The sequence below is a fragment of the Arenibacter algicola genome (assembly GCF_000733925.1).
Classification (GTDB): Bacteria; Bacteroidota; Bacteroidia; order Flavobacteriales; family Flavobacteriaceae; genus Arenibacter; species Arenibacter algicola.
The window spans coordinates 2,236,705-2,259,025 of the sequence record NZ_JPOO01000001.1 but is presented as its reverse complement, the minus strand read 5'-3'; the positions used below and the strand labels follow the sequence as shown (position 1 = coordinate 2,259,025).

Here is a 22,321-nt window from a genome sequence, read left to right as displayed (position 1 = left end):
CATATGTTAATATTCCAAAAAAGTCGTAACTTATAAGTATCTAAACTCATAAATGAAATCGCCATGAAAAAAATACTTGGAATAGTTTTCTTGATGTTGTTTTTGGTATCCGCGACCGAAATGGCATCCACAAAAATTCAAAACCCCAACACCTTGGAGGGTACTTGGGAATTAGTAAGCTTTAACAATTACGATGGTAACGATGTTGTAAAAACAATACCTCCAACAGATGGCTACCGTCAAATTAAAATGTTTTATAATGGAAAGGTAATGTGGACCCGATATGTCCCAACAGATTCCATTGAATGGTTCGGTTATGGCTCTTATAAGGCCACAGACAGTACCCTGACCGAAAAATTGGAATATATGTCCGCATCTATGAGGAAAGTTGCCAATGAAAATATGGAATGGCATATGGAACTCCAATTGGAGGGCGACAAATACAGCCAGATCTTTATTGATGCGGATGGGAACCGAATAAATTCTGAAAACTATAAACGTCTAAACTAGGTTTAGATCCTAGTTTGACTTTCCAGTAAAGTATAACAAATTTACACTCCATGACTAAAAAAACGATCTGCACCTGGAACGTAGGTTCCTAGTACAGATCGTTTCAAATAGCCCTTAATTCAAATGTTGCATTAAATTTAAGGCATCCTGATTCTAATATCGCCTAAGACGAAACTTCTTGATGGCTTTCTATGGTCGCCAAATATCGTTCCGCATCAAGTGCCGCCATACAGCCGGTACCGGCAGCCGTAACAGCCTGCCTATATTCCTTGTCTTGGACATCCCCACTGGCAAATACCCCTGGCTTACTAGTTTTGGTAGTTTTACCTTGGGTAATTATATACCCTGTTTCGTCCATTTCCAGTTGCCCCTTAAAAATATCGGTATTTGGTTTATGGCCAATAGCAATGAACAATCCTGTAATTGCAATGTCCTCTTTTTCACCGGTAATATTGTTCACCATTCTTAAACCTTCCACTACCTGATCGCCCAAAACGGTATCCACTTCCCTGTTATAACGAATTTCTATATTGTCCAAGCTGTTTACCCTATGTTGCATAGCCTTAGAAGCACGCATTTCGTCCCTTCGTACCAACATAGTAACTTTTTTACATATATTGGCCAAATAAGAAGCCTCTTCAGCAGCAGTATCCCCTGCCCCTACAATAGCTACTTCCTGTCCTTTATAAAAGAAACCATCACATACTGCACATGCAGATACACCACCTCCACGAAGTTTTTGTTCGCTAGGGATACCTAAATATTTCGCCGTAGCACCCGTGGAAATAATTACGGTTTCCGCTTCTATAACCTTACTGTCGTCTATGGTAACCTTGTGTATTCCACCTACTTCATCGCTAAAATCAACAGCGGTAGCCATACCTATACGTACCTCAGTACCAAATCTTTCGGCCTGTTTCTGTAATTGCATCATCATTGTAGGTCCGTCAACTCCATCTGGGTATCCAGGAAAGTTATCTACCTCTGTTGTTGTGGTCAATTGTCCACCAGGTTCCATTCCCGTATACAACACCGGCTTTAGATCTGCCCTAGATGCATATATAGCTGCAGTATAGCCTGCAGGTCCCGAACCAATAATCAACGTTTTTAAACGCTCTACTTTATCTGCCATAATAAAAACCTTCTATAATACTTGTTAGAAAACAAAAGTAGGATTTTCAATAAAAAACTTACGTCAAAAGTTATAAAAAGTTATTATAAAACTAGTTGCACAAACTATGGTTGTCACCCCTTTTCACGGAAACGTTACTTTTTGTTGTAAAATTGGGAATAGGTTTACTTAAGAAAGAAACCTGTTCATAGTCCTAGGGAAGTAGTAAAGCTTATTAGCAGTTCATAATTTGTCTACCCCAATAAGTGATAAGGCAAAACCATAAAAGGGATACTTGAATGAAAACCAATTTGATTTATTACAGGTTTTAAAAATAGATTCTCCAAAAAACTGTGCTTGTTCTTTACCATCACCAACATTTGGGGCTTCAACTCGGATTGAATACTATTAATGGCTTCTATAATTCCTTGATCCGGCAATTCATGAAACTTATGTTTAGTTTCCGCAAGTAAATGGTGTAATTTGCTTTTGTTCTTTTTCTGCTCTTCGTTGAGCTCATAACTGGATCGTACATGCATAATATCCAAAGTTGATTTATGTACCTTGGCTATAAACAATACCTGCTTTATCAATTCATAATTGTAGTCAATTTCATAATCGGTTGGAAATAGAATTTTCGTGGGCATCTTTACATCAAAATCGAAGGGGATTGCCAATACAGGGCATTTTGCCCTTTTAATGGTATGTACGGTACTACTGCCCAAAAATATTTCTTTTGCCCCAGTAGCTCCTTGGGTTCCCATAATTAAAAGGTCTATTTTTTTACTTTCTACCAGTTCATCAATAGCCTCCATAAGAACACTGAAGGCACTATAGGTTTTAAAATGATGTTTTGGGTTATTGAATTCAGAAATGACCTTTTGTTTTAGATCTTCCAATTTTGTTTCGGAATCTGTACGATAAATGTCACCTAACCCCAATTGTCCCGGACTGTGCAATAAATATTCGGACTGATAAATGGCGGGAGTATAGGTATGCAACAAATGAAAGGTACAATTCTCCTCTTTAAGCAAATGAACTGCATAGGAAATAGCCTTATAGGCATTATCGGAAAAATCCGTGGGTATCAAAATATTTTTCATGTGAATAATTTTTGTTGACCAATAGCGAAATAGTATCGAAATTTAAATGACAACTTTCAATAAGTACTGCTGTAATGAATTATTTTTTATCATAATCGAAGTAATACTTGGTTCCATTTTTATTTAAGTTACACCGAAATTTAGTGAAATAAAACAGATCGATTCATGATTTTAATCAGTTGGATCCACAACTGATTTAGATAATTTTGCAGAAGGTAACTTTAACCTAAAAATATTATATGAAGTAGGGTTGATATAAATTCAATTATAAAAATTGCAATTGACGTTTCAAAAATCGAATAAGTATAAAGCATAAATAACTTCCAGGTGAAATTTATAGACTACTACAAAATCTTGGGATTGGACAAAAGCGCCAGTCAAAGCGAAATAAAAAAGGCCTATCGGAAATTGGCCAGAAAACATCATCCAGATGTTAACCCCAATGACAAGGAGGCCGAAAAAAAGTTTAAGGAAATCAATGAAGCCAATGAGGTACTTAGCGATCCGGAAAAACGAAAAAAATACGACAAATACGGAAAGGATTGGGAGCATGCGGAAGAGTTTGAAAAAGCTAGGGCGTCCCAACAATCAGCCTACGGAAGTGGCGGTCAAAGCTATTCGCAAAGCTATGGAGAACATGATTTCTCTGACTTTTTCGAATCCATGTTTGGGGGTTCCGGTGGCTTTTCAGGAAGGGGAAGGGCCCGTTTTAGGGGCCAGGATCTAAATGCCGAGTTAAAATTGCACCTTAGGGATGTATTTACTACACACAAACAAACCCTTAATGTGAACGGTAAAAATATCAGAATTACAGTTCCTGCCGGAATTGAGAATGGGCAAACCATAAAAATTAGCGGTCATGGAGGTCCGGGCCATCAGGGAGGTCCTAAGGGCGACCTTTATATTACCTTTGGCATCATAAACGACACGGCCTTTAGAAGGGATGGCAACAACCTATACACTACTGTAAACCTGGACTTATATACAGCCCTTTTAGGCGGTGAAATAATGGTGAATACGTTTGACGGACAGGTGAAATTAAAGGTTAAACCAGAAACGCAGAACGGCACCAAAGTTAAATTAAAAGGCAAGGGCTTCCCTGTATACAAAAAACAGGACGTTTATGGGGATCTATATATTACCTACAACCTTGTTACCCCTACCAATTTAACGGCAAAAGAAAAAGAACTTTTTAAGGAATTGGCTAACCTGAGAAAATAATTTTATATATGAAAAGAGAAACCTTTACTAGGGTGCTGAACCAACACATTCATGAAATTTAATACTTATGGAACAGGAATATATACTGATTACCGATTTTTGCATGAGTTACAATATAGAAACCCATTTCGTGATGGAGCTTTATGAGTACGGACTGGTAGATGTCGTAGTTAAAGAAGATACACATTATCTTCCCATTCAGCAATTACCAAAAGCGGAAAAAATACTTAGACTCCATTCCGATCTAGACATCAACTTGGAAGGCATAGCGGTTATTACCCGACTACTAAAAAGGATGGAGAAAATGCAAAATGAAATTACCCAACTCAAAAATAAATTGGATCTATACAGATAGGGTTAATGGGCCAAAGGAGTTGTAATTACACCTTGAAATAGAAAAGATATTTGGACGCTACAAAGGTTTGTATATCCGCTATTCATTTTTAGTGTAATTATTAATGGAACAACACTATAGTTACCAAAACTGATTTATATCATTTTGGATATGGTCCTGGATGCCTAATTTCGTCTCGATTAATTTAAAACCTTGATCCCATGACGACACTGCTTAAAGTTGAACAGCTTATTTCCGAAGACAGCAAAAACATTATTTCCAGAAACCTAAGTCGGATTTTAGATTTAAAAATATTGGATATTGATGTTATCAATAAGACCATATCACTGGTCTACAACAACCCCTTTGTATTGGACAAGGCAAAAAAGGAATTGGGCCGAGTAGGTTATTCCCTTCAAACCCAAGACTCTCTCTAATCTCCATTGAAACTGTTCCCCCATGGAGATTTACACCATTTTCAAATATTATAATTTACTTTATTCAACCTAGTTGACTAAAGTGTTCATTGGATAAAGACTTCATTGTTTCGGCCGCCTGTTCCGCCGTAATATCGCGTTGTGGATTGGCAAACATTTCATAACCTACCATAAACTTTTTTACAGTTGCCGAACGCAATAAGGGTGGGTAAAATGACATATGGAAATGCCATTCCGGATGGTCCTTGCCATCTGTAGGTGCCTGATGTATTCCTGCAGAATATGGAAAGGAAGTGTTAAATATATTATCGTACTTAATAGTAAGCTGTTTTAGGATCTCTGCGTAGGATATCTTTTCGGACTCGGATAGTAAACCGATATGTGCCAATTTTTTTTTGGGAAGGATCATTGTCTCATAAGGCCATACTGCCCAGTACGGAATAAGCGCTACAAAATGCTCGTTTTCGACTATAACGCGCTCATCCAACTGTAATTCCTGTTCCAAATAATCCTCCAAAATACTTCTACCATGCTTTTCCCAATAAGTCTGCAGATTTCCTATTTTCTTATGTACTTCCTGTGGAATTTTATTCTGTGCCCAAATTTGTCCATGCGGGTGAGGGTTGCTACACCCCATTATGCCTCCTTTATTTTCAAAAATCTGAACGTGATTAATGCCGTCTACAGCCCCCAATTCCTTATACTCCTTTTGCCAAAGAGAGATTACGTCCGCAATTTCCGAAACGGACATTAAGGGTAAAGTAAGGGAGTGATTGGGCGAAAAGCAAACTACCTTACAGATACCTGATTCGGATTCGGCGTACAACAGGCCATTTTTATAGGACTCTTCCTTTACATTGGGCAATAGGGCCGAAAAATCGTTGACAAAGGAATATGGTTTTTCGTAACTGGGATTGAACTCCCCTCCCATTCTTTCGTTAGTAGGGCAAAGATAACATGAAGGGTCATAAACCGGCAGATCAGTAGTAGCACTTTTTTCGGTCTTTCCCTGCCATGGCCTTTTGGTCCTATGGGGAGAAACCAAAATCCATTCTCCTGTTAAAATATTTAACCTTCTATGGGGATTGTCATTAAAACTATTTGTCATTACGCTTAATTTTGAATGTAAGTTCCGGCACTAGGTTGTACCTCAAACGCCTCCAATTCAATATTGAAAGCCTCTTTATATGCACTCGTGGCTTCCTTCACAAACGCCTCCACCTTGTCTTTATGGACAATATTCAAGGTACAACCTCCGAATCCACCACCGGTTTGCCTAGCCCCTAACACAGCATCATACTGCTTTGAAAAATCAACCAAAAAATCAGACTCCGGACAGCTTACTTCGTATAATTTGCTGATCCCTTCATGTGCCTCATATAGTAAGGCTCCAAAAACTTTTAAATCATTGGCCTTTAAAGCATTGGCAGTCTGTAACACCCTATCGTTTTCACTAACAATAAAACTGCATCTTTTAAAAAGTGTTGCATCCATTGTCTGCTTAAATTCTTGAATCATAGTAGCTGTTACATCCCTTAACGACCTTACTTCCGGATATTGTTTCTGAATGATGGCTACACCTTCCTCACACTCCCGCTTCCTAGTATTATACTCGCTGGAGGCCAAGTTATGCGACACTTTTGTATTCAGCATGATCATCTTATACGGGTCTATTTTTATGGGGATTTGCTGATGTTCCAGTGTCTTGCAATCCAACAAAATAACGTGTCCCTTTTCACTCATTACAGAAGCAAATTGATCCATGATTCCACATTGGGTTCCTACAAAGGTATGCTCCGCCTTTTGCGAAAGTTGCACAATATCCATTTTGGAAAGTCCTAGATCAAACAGTTCATTGAGTCCAAATGCCAATCCACATTCCAAAGCAGCAGAAGAACTAAGACCCGAACCCATTGGCAATTTACTTTCAATAGTACAGTCGAACCCTCTCAACTTATCCGTTCTCAACAAAATTTCATTTAATACGCCCAATATGTAATTTTCCCATTCCACATTGCTCCTTGCAATATTATCCAATTGAAGGGTGAACCCGGTATTGTAACCCAAACTATAAAGGTTACATTCCTTATCCGAATTGTTCCTAATGAATTTAAAAGTAATTTTTTTCTCTATGGCCGTAGGCAATACATAGCCAAGATTATAATCTGTGTGCTCCCCTATCAGATTGATCCTTCCAGGGGATTCAACGACTAAATCAGGGGTGAAATTTTCAGGAAACGGCATAGACTTTAAGTGTATTAGGCCGCAAATATAAAAAAATATCTGTTATAAACGTATAATTTACATTTATAATAAATGAGTATAAAGCAAAACCTATCAACACAAAAAATCCCCTAGGCAACGCCAAAGGGGATTTAAAATCTTCAAAATAATAAAAACTGTTATTCTTCTTTTGTAAGCATATCTACTGTAGCTACTGTCCTAAATCCCAAATGCTCCAAGGAAGAATCCAAGCTGGAAGCCATCCTGGAGGAAATCCTATAACTGGCACAATAAGAAGCATTGCAAAGAAAGGATCCTCCCCTCATAACCTTTTCCTTGGCATAGGGCATATTTGGATTATATGGAGTGGCTGCTCCTTGGGGATTTACCACAGGACCATTCAAGGCTCCCAATTCCTTATAGTAATTGGTATTGTACCAATCGCTGGTCCATTCCCATACATTACCGGCCATATCGTATAGGCCAAAATCATTGGGAGGATAGGATTTAACTTTGGCGCGCTGTTCATAACCATCGGCCTTGCTATTGGTTACCGGAAATTCCCCTTCCCAGGTATTTGCCATTTGGGACAAATTGGAGTCCTCATCGCCCCAGAAATAGATACTTTCGGTTTTATTACCTCTGGCAGCCCTTTCCCACTCAGCCTCGGTAGGCAATCTTCTACCGGCCCATTCACAATAGGCCAGAGCATCCTCGTAGGCCACTTGTACCACAGGTTCATTATCCTTTCCTTTAATGCTGCTTCCCGGTCCGTTGGGTTGTTTCCAATTGGCCCCTATGGTCCAGTTCCACCATTGTGAAAAATCGTATAGGTTGGGCACAGAAGTTTTAGTTTTTTTGAAGGTCAAAGAGCCCGGTTGTAAAATAGAATCATGGGGTTTGGGTGTACCCTCTGGAACCTGGGTTTTCATTTCCTCCCAATCTATTGCCCGCTCGGCCACAGTAACATAACCTGTTTCCTTAACAAATATTGCGAATTGGGCATTGGTCACCTCCGTAACATCCATGAAAAACCCATTTACTTTTACCATGTGCGCAGGCTTTTCATGGTCCATTGCCATTTTATCTTGGGGTACGGCACCTTGGATAAACTCACCCCCGGGAATCCATACCATGCCATCCGGTGCTTTTATATTTTCCGGTTTTTCTATCAAAATAGGAGTTGTGTCGACTACCGATTCCGCAACAACAGTCATTGGGGCACTACTTTCAACCTTATCGACCGACTTCTTATCCTCCTTACATTGTACCATCAAAGCCAGTATTAAAAAGACACCTAAAACATTAATTTTTTGCATTCTATAGTTTTTAATCCTTACAAATGTAAAGAACCAAAATGATTCTAATCCCCTTGCGGAATAAATTTCATGTCATAAGGTGTTGAACCCACTTTCATAATGGCATTAAATATATACTGGCAAACCTGTTTTTGACCCTCAAAGTTAATCAGGTCAACCGTATCCTCAGGGGTATGGTATTGTGGATGCCCACCTGTATGGATTCCTAGTACGGAAATATTTTTTTTATAAAAGGAAACATGATCCGATCCTCCTACAGAGCCGGCATGTACTACTGGCGACAAGCCCAATGGAGGCCCCAAATCCTTCATTAACTCTTCTCCCCCTGGAAAGGTTCCGGCTCCGCCCATATAAACCTGCTTGGCATCGTTTAACCTGCCCACCATATCCATATTGATCATTAATTTAATCTGTAATAATGGTACAACAGGATTGTCCACAAAATATTTGCTGCCCAATAGTCCCTGTTCTTCTGCTCCAAAAGCGACCAACAAAACACTTCTTTTTAACTCGGTCTTGTGGGCCATTAGCATCTCCCCTATTTCCAATAGAGCTGAAGTCCCGCTGGCGTTATCATCTGCACCATGGTGTATCCCAATTTTATCGGACTTTGATGACGGTCCGCCCCCCATGCCCAAATGGTCATAATGGGCACCCAATACAATATATTCATTCTTCAATAATGGATCGTTACCTTCTATAAGGCCTATAACATTCCATGTCTCAACGGCATTTTTGGGCAACTCCACTTTCTTCACCCTTAATTGGGCCAAAAACGGCTGCTTATAGGATTTCATAATAGGAGCTATCCCCGACTTTTTAAAATCCTTTGTTATATACCTAACAATCTTTTTGTTGATTTTTCCCCCGGGATATCTCCCCGAATTTTTATCCGATGTCAAGAATAAAATATGGTCTTTTAATTCCTTTTCCGTAATTTCTTCTTGGGCCATTGAAAAATTCACCCATAATGCAACTATAAGTAAAATGATGTAAAATCCCCTTTTGTAAAAATCCTTAAACATAAAACACTAAATTATTTAAGCAGGTATAAATATTAGTAGCCAGTAGCCAAATTAACTCATTTCTAAATTATCAAATTGATTCATTGGTACATTGGTACATTTCCCCATTGAACAATTAACCCATTTCCAAATTATCAAATTAACACATTGGTACATTGGTGCATTTCCCCAAGATGTGATTTCGACTCCGCTCAATCACCAAAATAAGGCAGGAAAATGAGCAGTAGCCAGTAGCCAGTAGCCAGTAGCCAGTAGCCAGTAGCCAGTAGCCAGTAGCCAGTAGCCAGTAGCCAAATAAATTCATTTTCAAATTATCAAATTGATTTATTGGTACATTGGTACATTTCCCCATTGAACAATTAACCCATTTCCAAATTATCAAATTAACACATTGGTACATTGATGCATTTCCCCAAGATGTGATTTCGACTCCGCTCAATCACCAAAATAAGGCAGGAAAATGAGCAGTAGCCAGTAGCCAGTAGCCAGTAGCCAGTAGCCAGTAGCCAGTAGCCAGTAGCCAGTAGCCAAATAAATTCATTTTCAAATTATCAAATTGATTTATTGGTACATTGGTACATTTCCCCATTGAACAATTAACCCATTTCCAAATCATTAAATCATCGAATTATCAAATCATCAAATTACTACTTTAAATTAGGGATCTTAAACTTTTCAATGCTGGGTTCGGTATGCTGGCTTTCCAGAATTTTGGCTGCCTTTTCTAGTATTTCCGGATGTTGATCCGCCACATTTGTTGTTTCCTTTATATCTGTCCTAAGGTTATACAATTCCAAGGTAGGCTCATTTTTTTTGTCCTTAAGATGGGTTTTTACGACCTTCCAATCGCCCATTCTAATGGCCAACTGTCCCCCATATTCCGGAAACTCCCAATAAAGGAAATCGTGCTCCTTTTGATTTTCCTGAGAAAGCAAAGTGGGTAAAAAACTCACCCCATCCGTATAGCTTGGTTTTTCATAACCCGCAACATCGGCCAAAGTGGCCATAACATCATAATGTGCAGAAATGTGATCCGTTTTACTGGCCGCTTTTATTTGTCCGGGCCAAGTTGCAACCATAGGTACCCTAATTCCCCCTTCATAAACAAAGCCTTTTCCTCTTCCGTACTCACTTCTAAAAGGTTTTGCACTATCAAACCAAGGCGAGTCGGTTCCACCATTAAAAGTGGGACCATTGTCTGAAGTAAATATAATAAGTGTATTGTCATATAGTCCGTCCTCCTTTAACTTGGCCACTAGTTTTCCTATATTCTCATCCAGGTAAGAAACCATGGCAGCGTAACCAGCTCGGGGGTTTTGGTGTGGAAAATAGCCTCTTTCCCCTAAATATGGCTCTTCATCCCCAAACTTTTCAATATAATAATCCACCCATTTTTGTGGAGCTTGAATGGCCGCATGCGGTATTGGGGTTGCCCAATAAATAAAAAAGGGGTTCTCCTTATTTCTATCTACAAAACCTTTTAGTTCATTAAACATAAGATCGGGTGCGTAATCATTTAAGGTATAGGCCGCATAACTCTTGGGATCGTTGATATCTGCTCCTTTGGTCAATTTGGTATTTGGGGCAATGGTATCGTTATCTAAATGAACCCTATTTTCATTCTTGTACAAATGCAATGGATAATAGGTGTGGGCCTGTCGCTGACAATTATATCCATAAAAGAAATCGAAGCCCATTTTTGTAGGAATGGAATTAGTATGGGGTGCGCCCAATCCCCATTTACCGAACATGGCCGTACCATATCCCACTTCCTTTAACTTTTTAGCTATGGTAATGGTGCTATCCGGCATAGGACGCTGTCCCTCCAAAACAGAATCTTTGGCCATGGCCCTATAATTCCATACCTCCCCACGTTCTCCCCATTCCTCATTACCACGAATATGGGCTCGCCCGGAATGGGTACCAGTCAGCAACATATAACGTGCAGGGGCACAAACCGGTGCACTGGTATAATGCTGGGTAAACAACATCCCTTCCTTTGCTAGGGCATCAATATTGGGGGTCTCAATTTTTTCCTGACCATAGGCACCCAATTCGGCATAACCAAGATCATCGGCCAAAATGTAAATTATATTTGGTTTTCGGGATTCCTCGGAAAGAACTTCCTTTTTACTTTCCCCCTTACAGGATAATAGGGCTAATGGTATTAGGATTAAATAAGTTATTTTTTTCATTATTAATTTATTTCTGGTTTTTAGTTTCTGATTTCTTTGTAATTAATTCTACTCGGGACAACCAACTTCGTAGATCTTTTTTTAATCGGTCACTTCTGAAATATTTCCAATTAACACATTTCCAAATTGATGAATTATTATTGTATTGGTTTCTCCAATAGCGAAAAATCTATCACTGGTGCCACTCCGTTTGCTATCCTTTCATGGAAGGTATCAATAGTGGTCATTTCATTAATAAATCCACAATTCTTCATAAAAAATTTGTTTCCAACGGCCCCTCCGGCGTAATCTTCCCTAGAACCTTTCCTTGCGGTGGCGTCTGCCGTAAATTTAGCCTTGGTAAGTTCATGCCACTGCCCTGCAGTATCCATGATCCATTGGTTGGTATATTCTCCCATTCTGGAAATATGGCCTACTTCTGTCCTAAAGTTTTCTAGAAAGGAATGTGGTCTTTTTAAATAGGTAGAGGTATGTGGTCTTCTAAAACTGGCGATTAAATTCCATTTATCCGTTTCCGAGTCATAGAAATAGGCGGTATAATCCGTGGAATTATTTACAGAAGGCTCACCCTTCAATAAGAATTTGTAGGTGTTGCCCGCCTTCCAATTGAATACCTTATAACTTTGTCCTCCAGAGCCTTCATTGCCAAATTCACCAGTGGTTACCCCTTCTCCTTTGCCTAACAAAATTATTCTGTATTCTTCAGGAATACTTTTTGGGTCCTGGGTTTCAAACGGACTCCAGACCGAAAACAGGATTCTCCTCTCTGTCTCCGAATTTACCTGCATTCCAAAATATCCCTCTCCGAAGCCGTTGGCCATGTAATAGGATCCAATAATATCCTCTTTTTCAGGGACCGTTATTTCATTATAAAACCAAAGAATATCCGTGTTTTCGGGAGTAGTGTAACTTAAATGTACAGATGGCCCCCTTCTACCCCAGTAAAAGTCTTCTTTTACGTAAGTAAGCTTCCCATTGGCCGCCTGGCCGCCAATAAGCACCTCATTGACATCGGCAAAATTATTGGCCGATTTTTCCATTCCCTGAAGTTCCACATAGTGATAACCAGGTGTGGAAAGCTTAAACACGCCTATGTCCAAGGTTTCCAAATCCTGGTTGGAAACTTGGATCTCTTTGGTGGTTCCGTCCAAGGAAACCCTGAGTTTGGAAGTACCTTCGCTCACTTTAAGATTTAGGCCAACATTCAATTGCCCTACTTGGTCGGTTTTAAAATAGGTTCTTATAACCGTATTGGTATCATTCCAGTTCCTTATTCCCTCATCAGAAATAAGATGGCGATTATCCCTCACTTCATTTACCACCCAGCTATTGCCTCCCGGCTTTATACTATCGGTCAAGCTTAATTTTTCCAAAGATGTATCTTTTGCATTATCTTGCTTGGACAAAGTTGTACAGGAGCCTACCATGAGTAATAGGCTTAGTCCTACTGAATTTATACATCCTTTACTGCTTGGCATAGAGCTAGTCCTAACCATTTTAAAAAACTTGGAGCCAACGTTGGTTATTGCCATCTTTTTGATCTTTGTAACTCTTATCGTTATTTTTAATTTTTTTATCCTACTCGCTTTAATTTAAATCCCTCAAATATGATCTACTTTGCCCTTCAACTTTCTCGGGCTCTTGCCAAACTCTTTTTTAAAGCATTTTGAAAAATATTTGGGATCGTTAAAACCCACCAAGAACGCTGCCTCGGATACGGAATAATTACAGTCGCTAATTAAAACAGCTGCCTTTTTTAGACGCATAGTCCTAACAAAATCCACTATTTTCTTCCCCGTTAACCCCTGAAATTTTCTATAAATAGCAGAATAGCTCATATTTAGATCCTGAGCCAGATCTTCGGTCTTAAAATCTGGATTGCTAATCTGATTTTCCACAAGACGTACCAGGTTTTCAAGAAAAACTTCATCCTGGGACCTACTTCCTCCATTTTGAGGCGTAGTTATCAAGTCGTTCTTATATTTCATAATCAACCGATCGCTAAGGGTAATGATATTATTTACCTTTAGAACCAGTTCATTAATATTAAAGGGTTTGTTTATGTATTCGACCGCCCCTGCACGTAATCCCAAAATTTTATTTTTTGCTGCTTTCTTGGCGGTAAGAAGTATAATCGGGATATGTGTCGTAAGCTCGTTTTTTTGAAGCATTTTACTCATTTCAATACCATCCAATTTTGGCATCATAATATCGCTAATGATCAGGTCAGGGTTATGCTCCAAGGCCAAGGCATAACCTTCTTCCCCATTTTCTGCCAAGAGAACATTATAGTAATCATTAAAAATATCTTTCAGGGATATTTGTAGTTCATAATTATCCTCTACTACCAATATGGTCTTCCCCAGTTTAGCTGAACTTGTACCTATAATCTCCTCCTTCAATTCGTATTCAACCTCCTCAACCTCCATAATAGCCTCTTCCAAGGTAAGCTCCTTTTCTACACTTTCATTCTTATTTTTATCAATAGGAAAGCTTACACTAAAACAAGTTCCCTTAACCGGGTCCGATTTCACATCGATCTTACCATGGTGCAGATCTACCAGTTCTTTGGTAAGGGCCAAGCCGATTCCTGTTCCCATTTTTTGCTTCCCTGAATCTGCCTGATAAAACAATTGAAAAATATGCTCCAGCTCTTCCTTTGGAATTCCTGGCCCTGAATCGGTTATAGATATTTTTACATTTCTCTCCCAATCCTCAATTATGGCATCCAAGATTATGTACCCCCCCTTAGGGGTAAACTTAAATGCATTGGACAATAAATTAAAAAAGATATGTTCTATTTTATCCTTATCGTACCACATTTTTAACTTAACGTCGGGATAACTACATTTAAAATGAATACCTTTAAATTTGGCCTGTTCCATAAACGATTCCGTAATCGCTTTCAGATCATCGGTTAGATTATTTTCGGAAGGTCTAAGGACTAACCTTTCCAGTTCCTTGTCTCTAAGTGAAGTGAGCTCAAAAACAATTCTTGACAAACGATTGGCATTATTGGATATTGAGCGGAGTCTTTGTTGCAACAGCAAATTACCGCTCTTCAAAGCCCGATCCAGCATATTTTCCAAGGGAATCAAAATCAAGGTCAAAGGGGTTTGGATTTCATGGGACATCTTGGCAAAGAAATCCATTTTTAGGGCATAAAGCTCCCTTTCATGTCGATGTTTTAGCTGATCGGCAATAACTTTATTTCTTAGTCTTATCCAAATAACAATTCCATATATCAATCCAAACGCCAGTAGTACATAGAACATTTTGGCCAAAGGAGTTTTCCAAAATGGTTGTAATATATGGATCGTAACCGATTTGGGTTCGATGTCCCATTGGCCGTTCCCTGAACTGGCCTTGACTTCAAAAATATATTGTCCAGGAGGAATGTTAGTGTAGGTAGCCAAACGTTCCTGATCTGTAACTATCCATTTATCATTAAAACCTTTAAGCCTATAGGCATAATTAAAATTAGGAAAAAGTACATTATCAAGGGCCAAAAAACGAAAGGCAAAAGAGGATTGGTCATAATTCAATTCCAAATGCTTCAACTTCTCAACCCCCTCGGTAATTTGTTTCGGAATAACTGAAATAGCCGGCTGATTTAAAATATCTATATCCTCTATTAATATTTTAACTCCCGTACTATCTTTTTGTAGTTGCTCTGGAAAAAAGTAATTTACCCCATTTAAACCTCCAAAATACAAATTCCCATTGTCATCCTTATGGACACTCCGTTGCATAAAGGTATTGTCTTGAATACCATCACTTTGTTGAAATACAGTAGTTGTGGAATCTTTCAAATTGTATTTCCAAATACCATTGGTTGATGCCAACCAGACATTTTCTTCATTATCAAGAACAACAGACCTAAATATAGTATTATCATAAGTCCCATTCATTTTTACCCTATGAAACTCCTGATCGGCAATATTAAATTGGGTAAGATCGCCATTTACCAAGACCATCCAAATAGTATCATCCCTATCGGCTGACATGGACCAAATATCATATTTCTTATTTGTAATATGTTCGTTCTCAAGGTCAGTAAACCTTGTAAATTGAGATTCTGTTATATTTTCCATATTTTCATCGAACCTAAATAACCCACCACGATTGTAGGCTAGCCATATTGTCCCTAGAGAGTCTTCCACGACCGATTGTGAAATTGGCCCGACCAAACCTGATGTTCCATTTTCAAAATAGGCCAACATTGTATCTCTCCCTGAAAATAAATAAATTCCCAAGTCGGTAGTTACCCACAATCGGTCTTTAGAATCTTTGAAAATAAATCGAACGTCGGAAACCTCGTTCTTTTTTGAATTCCTTAGACGAATTTTGGAAAAACTATTTGAACGTGGATTAAAAAGAATTAATCCATTTTGATAGGTTCCTATCCATATATTTCCTTCTCTATCCTGATTAATGGAATGAATGTAATATCCCTTATTACTGTCTGAATTTTCGAAAAATTGCTCTTCTGCCCCGTTAGGGCTTATTTTGGTTATACCTTCGCCATCAGTACCAATCCATAATGTTCCATCTTTTGCCCTAAAGGAAGACAGAACCCTAGTTGGCTTTTCGTTAATTGAACCGGAATGGTAATTAACATGCTTATTCTTATTCCTTAAAATATTTAGATCTCCGTAATTGGTGACCACCCATAGATTATTATTTAGATCCTCATTTATATCCAATACTGTATTGCTACTAAGGGAGAAACGATTTAGTATATTATTTTTCAAAATACTTATACTACCATCATCCGGGTCAATTTTGTAAAGACCATTACCATCTGTGCCCATCCAAATATTCCCCAGATAATCCTTATATATTATCTTAAAAACTTCATACAATTTTGACTTGGATTCTTTATCGAAAATTTGATTTTCCACGAAGGATTTTTTCTGAAAATCATAAACATGCAATCCAAAACTTGGATAGGACGAGGCTATCCAAAGCCTATCCATATTATCCATCGTTAAAAAAAAATTGGCAGGTAAGTTATAATTATAGGGGAAATCGATGGTATCCAACTTCCTCTTGTTTACTGAATATGTATAAATTGGCCCACGGTAGGTACTTAAAATTAATTCATCAGATTTTCTAACAATCATGGAATTGATCACTGATCCGTCCGGGGCTATATTAGGTATGGTCGTAATACTGTCAATTGCAACTTTGGTATGGTTGTAAGAAAGTATTAAACCCTTCAGTGTTGCTAAAAAAAGCTTGTTTCCATTACTTTTTGCTGTATAGACCCTATGCCGTTTTTGAAAACCCTCTATCCTCGTGTCTATAGAAGAAAATTTACCGTTTTTCTCTAAAAAAGATAACTGACCATTTACGGACAATGCCCAAATTGTACCCTGACCAACCTTAAAAATACTTTTAACCTGGTCCGAACCAATTTTATCACCAAAAATTTGATCAGAGGGAATAAACTTAAAATTGTACCCATCATATTTTGAAATACCATTAACATGGGCCAACCACATAAAACCAAGACTATCCTGTACGGTATGGGTCACTTTTATTCCTTGGTTTTCTAGTTTAAAAGGTAGATGCACAAAATTGGTAGGATTTTGACCATAACAAAGTGAACAAAAAACCAGCGCCAAAATTAGCACATCAATTTTTCCATTCTTTATAAATCGCCTATTCAACAAATGCATTTAACTCATTATTAAACCGTCATTTAACTGCCCAACAAATATACCCAATATTAAACCTAACCTTAAGGAGACATATTCCTCAAAAAGGTGGAAAAAAACTTCAAATATCCGAATTATCCGAAAATTTACCCCTAGAACGCCAAAAAAGAACACCTAAATAATTAACACAATATTAATATTTGCTAAAAATTAACAACAAGTACCATTATTAAGGAAATATGAACCAAAGAAGAATTTTTATTAAGAAAACAGCCATATCCGGAGCAGGTATTGCGCTGTTACCAAATCTTAGCTTGGGAAATAGTCTGACCAAGAACGCACAAAAATTAAGGGTTGGTGTCATTGGTGTTGGACTTAGGGGAACAAATCACTTGGACAACCTACTAAAGAGAACGGATGTTTTGGTCACCGCCATATGCGACATAGACCAAAACAGAATTGATATTGCTCAGGATCATATTGTAAAAGCTGGCCAAAAAAAGGCCAAGACTTTTGGAAAAAATGAGCAGGATTACAAAAACCTGTTGGCATTGAAAGAAATTGATGCAGTGGTCATTGCCACTCCTTGGTTATGGCATACCAAGATGGCGGTAGATTCCATGAAGGCAGGGAAATATACCGGCCTTGAAGTATCGGCTGCCAATACGCTTGAAGAATGTTGGGACTTGGTGAATACACATGAAGAAACTGGTTCCCACCTAATGATTTTGGAAAATGTTAATTATAGAAGGGATGTTCTTGCCGTATTAAATATGGTTAAACAGAATGTCTTTGGAGAACTATTGCATTTCAGATGTGGGTATCAGCACGATCTGCGCGGGGTAAAATTCAATGACGGTAAAACGGCCTACGGAAAAGGTGCCGAATTTGGCGCCAAGGGTATCTCCGAATCGGCCTGGAGGACACAGCACTCTTTATTGAGAAATGCAGATGTCTATCCAACCCATGGCCTTGGACCTATAGCTGTTATGGCAGATATAAACAGGGGCAATCGTTTTCTATCACTTACCTCACATGCCACCAAAGGTGTTGGTCTGCATAAATACATTGTAGATACTGCAGGTGAAAATCATCCCAATGCCAAATTAAAATTTAAGCAGGGAGATATCATTACCTCTACTATAGAAACCTCCAACGGGGAGACCATCATAGTTACCCATAATGTAAACAATCCCCACCCCTACTCCCTAGGATTTAAAGTTCAGGGAGCCCAAGGACTTACCGACTTCGACTACCATACCCAACGAATCCATATTGAAGGTACCACCGAGGGACATGGATGGGAAAATATGGATTCCTGGTTCGAAAAATATGATCATCCGCTATGGAAAAAATTCGGAAGCAGTGCAACGGAAGCTGGTCATGGGGGTATAGATTTTTATGTAATGAATGCCTTTATAGAGTCGGCCAAAGAAAATACTGCCCCACCTATGGATGCCTATGACGCTGCGGCCTGGAGTGCGGTTACACCGCTTTCAGAACTATCTATAGAAAACAATGGGGAACCACAGGATTTTCCGGATTTCACAAGGGGGGCTTGGATAAAAAGAAAGCCCTATAACTGGATAAAAGGCACTTATTAACGTGAGTTCGACATAAAAATATTATCAATACATTGATTTAATGTAAGTTATAATAAATGCTACGGTCCCCTCGAGCGGAGTCGAGAGGTTATTTTACTGTAATGTATTTACAATGAGGTCTCGACTCCGCTCGACCAGACAGATGTCATATAAACAACTGATTTTAAATAAAATACATATCGAACTAACGTTTATTAAGATTTAAATATTGAATTACCTATTGAGTTGTTTGAGTTAGTTGTTTTTCATAACCCATTTCATGAAAATGGAATGGGTTTAAAAAAAATGTCGATACAATAGCAATAGTAAAACAGAAAAAGAATGTGAACAGAAGCCTGTAAAAAACTTGGCTCGAAAAGAATTTTTCAAACATTAACATCAACCGATTATTAATTTAAACTAGATCAATGAAAAAACTAATTACAAAAGGATTCTTCCTACTCATGTTGTTCCTCAGTTGTGCAATACAAGCTCAGGAAATGGAAGTTAAAGGAATGGTGACAGATTTGGCAGAAGTTCCCTTATCAGGGGCTTCAATTACGATAAAAGGTACTTCCAAGGGAGTCGTAGCGGATTTTGACGGTAACTACAGTATCAATACGTCCAAAGGGGATGTATTGATATTTTCCTATCTCGGGTACCTATCCCAAGAAATCCAGGTAAATGACAATAGTACCATAAATGCCAAACTAGAAGAAGATGCTGCTTTATTGGAAGAAGTCGTCGTTGTAGGTTTTGGGATACAAAAAAAGGCTAATGTAACGGGAGCCACAGGTTCCGTAGATATGGAGGATATTTTAGCGAACCGTCCTATAACAAACCCCATTGAGGCCATACAGGGAACTATTCCTGGATTACAGATAACCACTAATTCAGGACAACCTGGAGCCTCTGGTTTGGGCATCAATATTAGGGGAACAACTTCCATTAACGGAGGTAGTCCATTAATTCTTATGAACAATGTACCAGTATCCGTAGATGATATCAACCCTCAGGATGTACAATCCATTACCGTCTTAAAAGATGCCTCGGCAACTTCTATTTATGGAGCTAGGGCCGCATTTGGTGTAATTTTAATTACTACTAAAACTCCGGCTACCGACCAGCCCATTAAATTCAATTATTCTTCTACCTTTAGTTTCTTATACCCAGAGGATATCCCTGACAAAGCCTCCACCTATTCATTTATAAATGCTATCAACGACTGGGGTACCAATCCATTTTGGACAGGTCAAGATATTCCTGCTTGGGTAGGCTTTTTGGATGAGTACCAGGAAGATCCATCTTCATATCCCCTTGGATATGCGGAATTTAATGGGTTGCGTTATCCATTGGCGGATACCGATTTGATAGGGGAATGGATAAACGATCTTGGATTTACCCAAATACATAATTTTGATTTTAGCGGGGGAGGCGAAAAAACAAGCTATAGAATTTCTGCTGGTTTCAGTGACGAGGATGGCATTATTATAACAAGGAATGATAGCTTTAAAAAATATAATGTAAACGCTTCGTTAACAAGTAAACTTACCTCCAAATTAACGTCCACGACCAATATCATTTACAGGAATAGTACTAGGAGAACACCGCTGGGAAGCTACAGTAATTCAATAAGTTTCAACCCTTATACCCCTGCCAGGGGCAACCACATCTTCGAAGATGGCACGGAGGTACCATATGACACCCCGGCCAATCGAGAATTACTAAAAGTTGCTCCTAAAATTCTCAACGACAATATTAGGTTCTTCCAAAAACTGGATTTCAATTTGGCCAAAGGTCTTAACCTGATCGGAGAATATACTTTTGAGAAAAAAAACCTAACCAGAACAACTAGTGACAATCAAATCTTGACCGTTAATCCAGAAAGGTTTGTTTTAAACGCTGTAGATCCTGTGAACACTTTTTTCCGAAAAGAAAATACCCAGACCAATTACAATGCGTTAAATTTTTACGGTAAATATGATAAGGGTATAGGTAAGCACAACTTTAGTATTCTAGCCGGAGTAAACAGTGAAGAAAATAGCTTTGAATCATTTGATGCCCAAAGAAACAATCTTATCAATGTTGACCTCCCATCCCTGTCAGGTGCAACAGGTGCTCAAACGACGGATGACTCCTATGGAGAATGGTCGGTATTGGGTTATTTCGGAAGGCTCAACTATAACTTCGCTGAGAAGTACTTTTTGGAAGTGAGCGGCAGATATGATGGCTCCTCCCGTTTTCCTGAGGGTAACAGATTTGGCTTCTTTCCTTCCTTTTCCGGAGGTTGGCACTTGGGCCGGGAATCTTTTATGAAGTCTATTGGATTTTTATCCAGCCTAAAACTGAGAGGCTCTTGGGGAGAAATAGGAAACCAAAACACCCCCTCACTATATCCTGCAGTTCCTGGGCTTGGTATAACCGACTATGGGGATACAGGGACAATAAACTGGCTGAACGAAGAAACGGGTACTCGTTATTCAACTTTACTACTTCCCAATTTGGTTAGTTCTACTTTTACTTGGGAAACGGTTCAAACTCTAAATCTTGGGTTCGATGCTGCATTTTTTAAGAACAGACTTTCTACCTCCTTTGATTGGTTCAACAGAAAAACTTTGGATATGTTGGCTCCTGGCTCAGAACTTCCAGGAATTTTAGGAGCCGCGGCACCTTTGGAAAACGTGGCGGATCTGGAGTCCCAAGGATGGGAATTAGGTATTTCATGGAACGATAAAATAGGGGAGTTTAGCTATAATATAGGGGCTACTCTTTATGATTATAATTCCAAAATTACCAAATTTGACAATCCTGCGGGCCTTTTGAGCCAATATTATGTTGGCCAAGAGTTGGGAGAAATTTGGGGCTATACCACGGATGGTTACTACACCGTTGACGATTTTGAGCCTGGTACACTTAACGAAGACCCCAATAGTCCAAATTATTTGACCGGTGGCACCTTAAAAGCTGGAATCCCATATTGGGAAGGACGTACACAAAATCCTGGGGATATCAAATATATCGATCAAGATGGAGATGGAATAATCACTGATGGGAATAACACCCTGGAAGATTCTGGAGATAGAACCATTATTGGCAATTCTACCCGAAATTATCAATATGGGTTTTTTGGTAATTTTAAATATAAAAATTTCGACTTTTCGTTTCTGGCCAACGGCGTTGGAAAACGGGACGTTTATGTTAACAATAGGGTCCGCTTTCCTTATTTGGACGAATTTTCTGTAGTTTATAAATCTCAGTTGGACTATTGGACCCCAGATAATAGGGATGCATTTTTCCCTAGAAACTACCCCTTGGGTGGCGTTAATTACGGGATTAGTAGAAGTACACAGACCAAGTATATGATAAACGGCGCCTATTTAAGGATAAAGAATTTAACGTTTGGTTATTCCCTACCGACGGACATTTTGAAGAAAAATGGTATAGACAAACTAAGACTTTATATTGCGGGAGAGAACCTTTTTAGTTTTAACGATTACCCAGACGGAATTAATACGGAACTGGCCACACAGGGAAGTGGGGGAATCTATCCCTTCATCAAAAGCTATTCCATAGGTCTTAACTTAACTTTTTAATTTC

The 22,321-nt window shown here is 38.7% G+C and carries 15 protein-coding genes; 6 read left to right on the top strand and 9 right to left on the bottom strand.

Going from position 1 to position 22,321, the window contains the following annotated elements:
- Positions 1–63 precede the first annotated feature (63 nt).
- Positions 64–510 carry a hypothetical protein gene (locus tag U735_RS0109575; RefSeq protein ID WP_031443620.1) on the top strand — a complete coding sequence of 149 codons (447 nt, stop codon included), beginning with the start codon at positions 64–66 and terminating at the stop codon, positions 508–510.
- A gap of 163 nt (positions 511–673) precedes the next feature.
- Here U735_RS0109575 and trxB read toward each other — a convergent pair whose 3' ends face one another.
- Together trxB and U735_RS0109565 are read right to left on the bottom strand one after the other, a co-directional pair.
- Positions 674–1,642, bottom strand: a complete 969-nt coding sequence (gene trxB / locus U735_RS0109570; RefSeq protein ID WP_031443619.1) for a thioredoxin-disulfide reductase — start codon at positions 1,640–1,642, stop codon at positions 674–676.
- Positions 1,643–1,875: 233 nt separating this feature from the next.
- On the bottom strand, positions 1,876–2,724 hold the full coding sequence (locus U735_RS0109565) for a universal stress protein (RefSeq protein ID WP_031443618.1): 849 nt from the start codon (positions 2,722–2,724) through the stop codon (positions 1,876–1,878).
- Between the two features lie 327 nt (positions 2,725–3,051).
- Between U735_RS0109565 and U735_RS0109560 the strand changes: the two genes are divergently transcribed.
- The 3 genes from U735_RS0109560 (at position 3,052) to U735_RS0109550 (ending at position 4,716) form a co-directional block, all read left to right on the top strand.
- Complete coding sequence (locus tag U735_RS0109560) at positions 3,052–3,945, top strand: DnaJ C-terminal domain-containing protein (RefSeq protein WP_031443617.1); 894 nt, start codon at positions 3,052–3,054, stop codon at positions 3,943–3,945.
- Positions 3,946–4,012: 67 nt separating this feature from the next.
- Positions 4,013–4,300, top strand: a complete 288-nt coding sequence (locus U735_RS0109555; RefSeq protein WP_031443616.1) for a chaperone modulator CbpM — start codon at positions 4,013–4,015, stop codon at positions 4,298–4,300.
- A gap of 200 nt (positions 4,301–4,500) precedes the next feature.
- The gene (locus tag U735_RS0109550; RefSeq protein WP_031443615.1) at positions 4,501–4,716 is read left to right on the top strand and encodes a hypothetical protein; all 216 of its coding nucleotides are present in this window, start codon (positions 4,501–4,503) and stop codon (positions 4,714–4,716) included.
- A gap of 64 nt (positions 4,717–4,780) precedes the next feature.
- Here U735_RS0109550 and U735_RS0109545 read toward each other — a convergent pair whose 3' ends face one another.
- The 7 genes from U735_RS0109545 to U735_RS0109510 all read right to left on the bottom strand — a co-directional run bounded on the left by U735_RS0109545 (position 4,781) and on the right by U735_RS0109510 (position 17,162).
- Positions 4,781–5,824 carry a UDP-glucose--hexose-1-phosphate uridylyltransferase gene (locus tag U735_RS0109545; RefSeq protein WP_031443614.1) on the bottom strand — a complete coding sequence of 348 codons (1,044 nt, stop codon included), beginning with the start codon at positions 5,822–5,824 and terminating at the stop codon, positions 4,781–4,783.
- 5 nt (positions 5,825–5,829) lie between these two features.
- The gene (gene galK / locus U735_RS0109540; protein WP_031443613.1) at positions 5,830–6,960 is read right to left on the bottom strand and encodes a galactokinase; all 1,131 of its coding nucleotides are present in this window, start codon (positions 6,958–6,960) and stop codon (positions 5,830–5,832) included.
- A gap of 158 nt (positions 6,961–7,118) precedes the next feature.
- Complete coding sequence (locus U735_RS0109535; protein ID WP_031443612.1) at positions 7,119–8,258, bottom strand: formylglycine-generating enzyme family protein; 1,140 nt, start codon at positions 8,256–8,258, stop codon at positions 7,119–7,121.
- Positions 8,259–8,302: 44 nt separating this feature from the next.
- Positions 8,303–9,283, bottom strand: coding sequence for a M28 family metallopeptidase (locus U735_RS0109530; RefSeq protein WP_031443611.1), 981 nt, complete (start codon positions 9,281–9,283; stop codon positions 8,303–8,305).
- 647 nt (positions 9,284–9,930) lie between these two features.
- A complete protein-coding gene (locus U735_RS0109520) occupies positions 9,931–11,478 on the bottom strand; it encodes an arylsulfatase (protein ID WP_031443610.1) in 1,548 nt (515 codons plus the stop codon).
- 137 nt (positions 11,479–11,615) lie between these two features.
- The gene (locus U735_RS0109515) at positions 11,616–13,010 is read right to left on the bottom strand and encodes a DUF3472 domain-containing protein (RefSeq protein WP_232233212.1); all 1,395 of its coding nucleotides are present in this window, start codon (positions 13,008–13,010) and stop codon (positions 11,616–11,618) included.
- A 69-nt stretch (positions 13,011–13,079) separates the two neighbouring features.
- Positions 13,080–17,162 carry a hybrid sensor histidine kinase/response regulator transcription factor gene (locus tag U735_RS0109510; RefSeq protein ID WP_031443608.1) on the bottom strand — a complete coding sequence of 1,361 codons (4,083 nt, stop codon included), beginning with the start codon at positions 17,160–17,162 and terminating at the stop codon, positions 13,080–13,082.
- 218 nt (positions 17,163–17,380) lie between these two features.
- Between U735_RS0109510 and U735_RS0109505 the strand changes: the two genes are divergently transcribed.
- Both U735_RS0109505 and U735_RS0109500 read left to right on the top strand, forming a co-directional pair.
- Positions 17,381–18,745 carry a Gfo/Idh/MocA family protein gene (locus U735_RS0109505; RefSeq protein WP_031443607.1) on the top strand — a complete coding sequence of 455 codons (1,365 nt, stop codon included), beginning with the start codon at positions 17,381–17,383 and terminating at the stop codon, positions 18,743–18,745.
- Positions 18,746–19,152: 407 nt separating this feature from the next.
- Positions 19,153–22,317, top strand: coding sequence for a SusC/RagA family TonB-linked outer membrane protein (locus U735_RS0109500; RefSeq protein ID WP_051891939.1), 3,165 nt, complete (start codon positions 19,153–19,155; stop codon positions 22,315–22,317).
- The last annotated feature ends 4 nt before the right edge of the window (positions 22,318–22,321 follow it).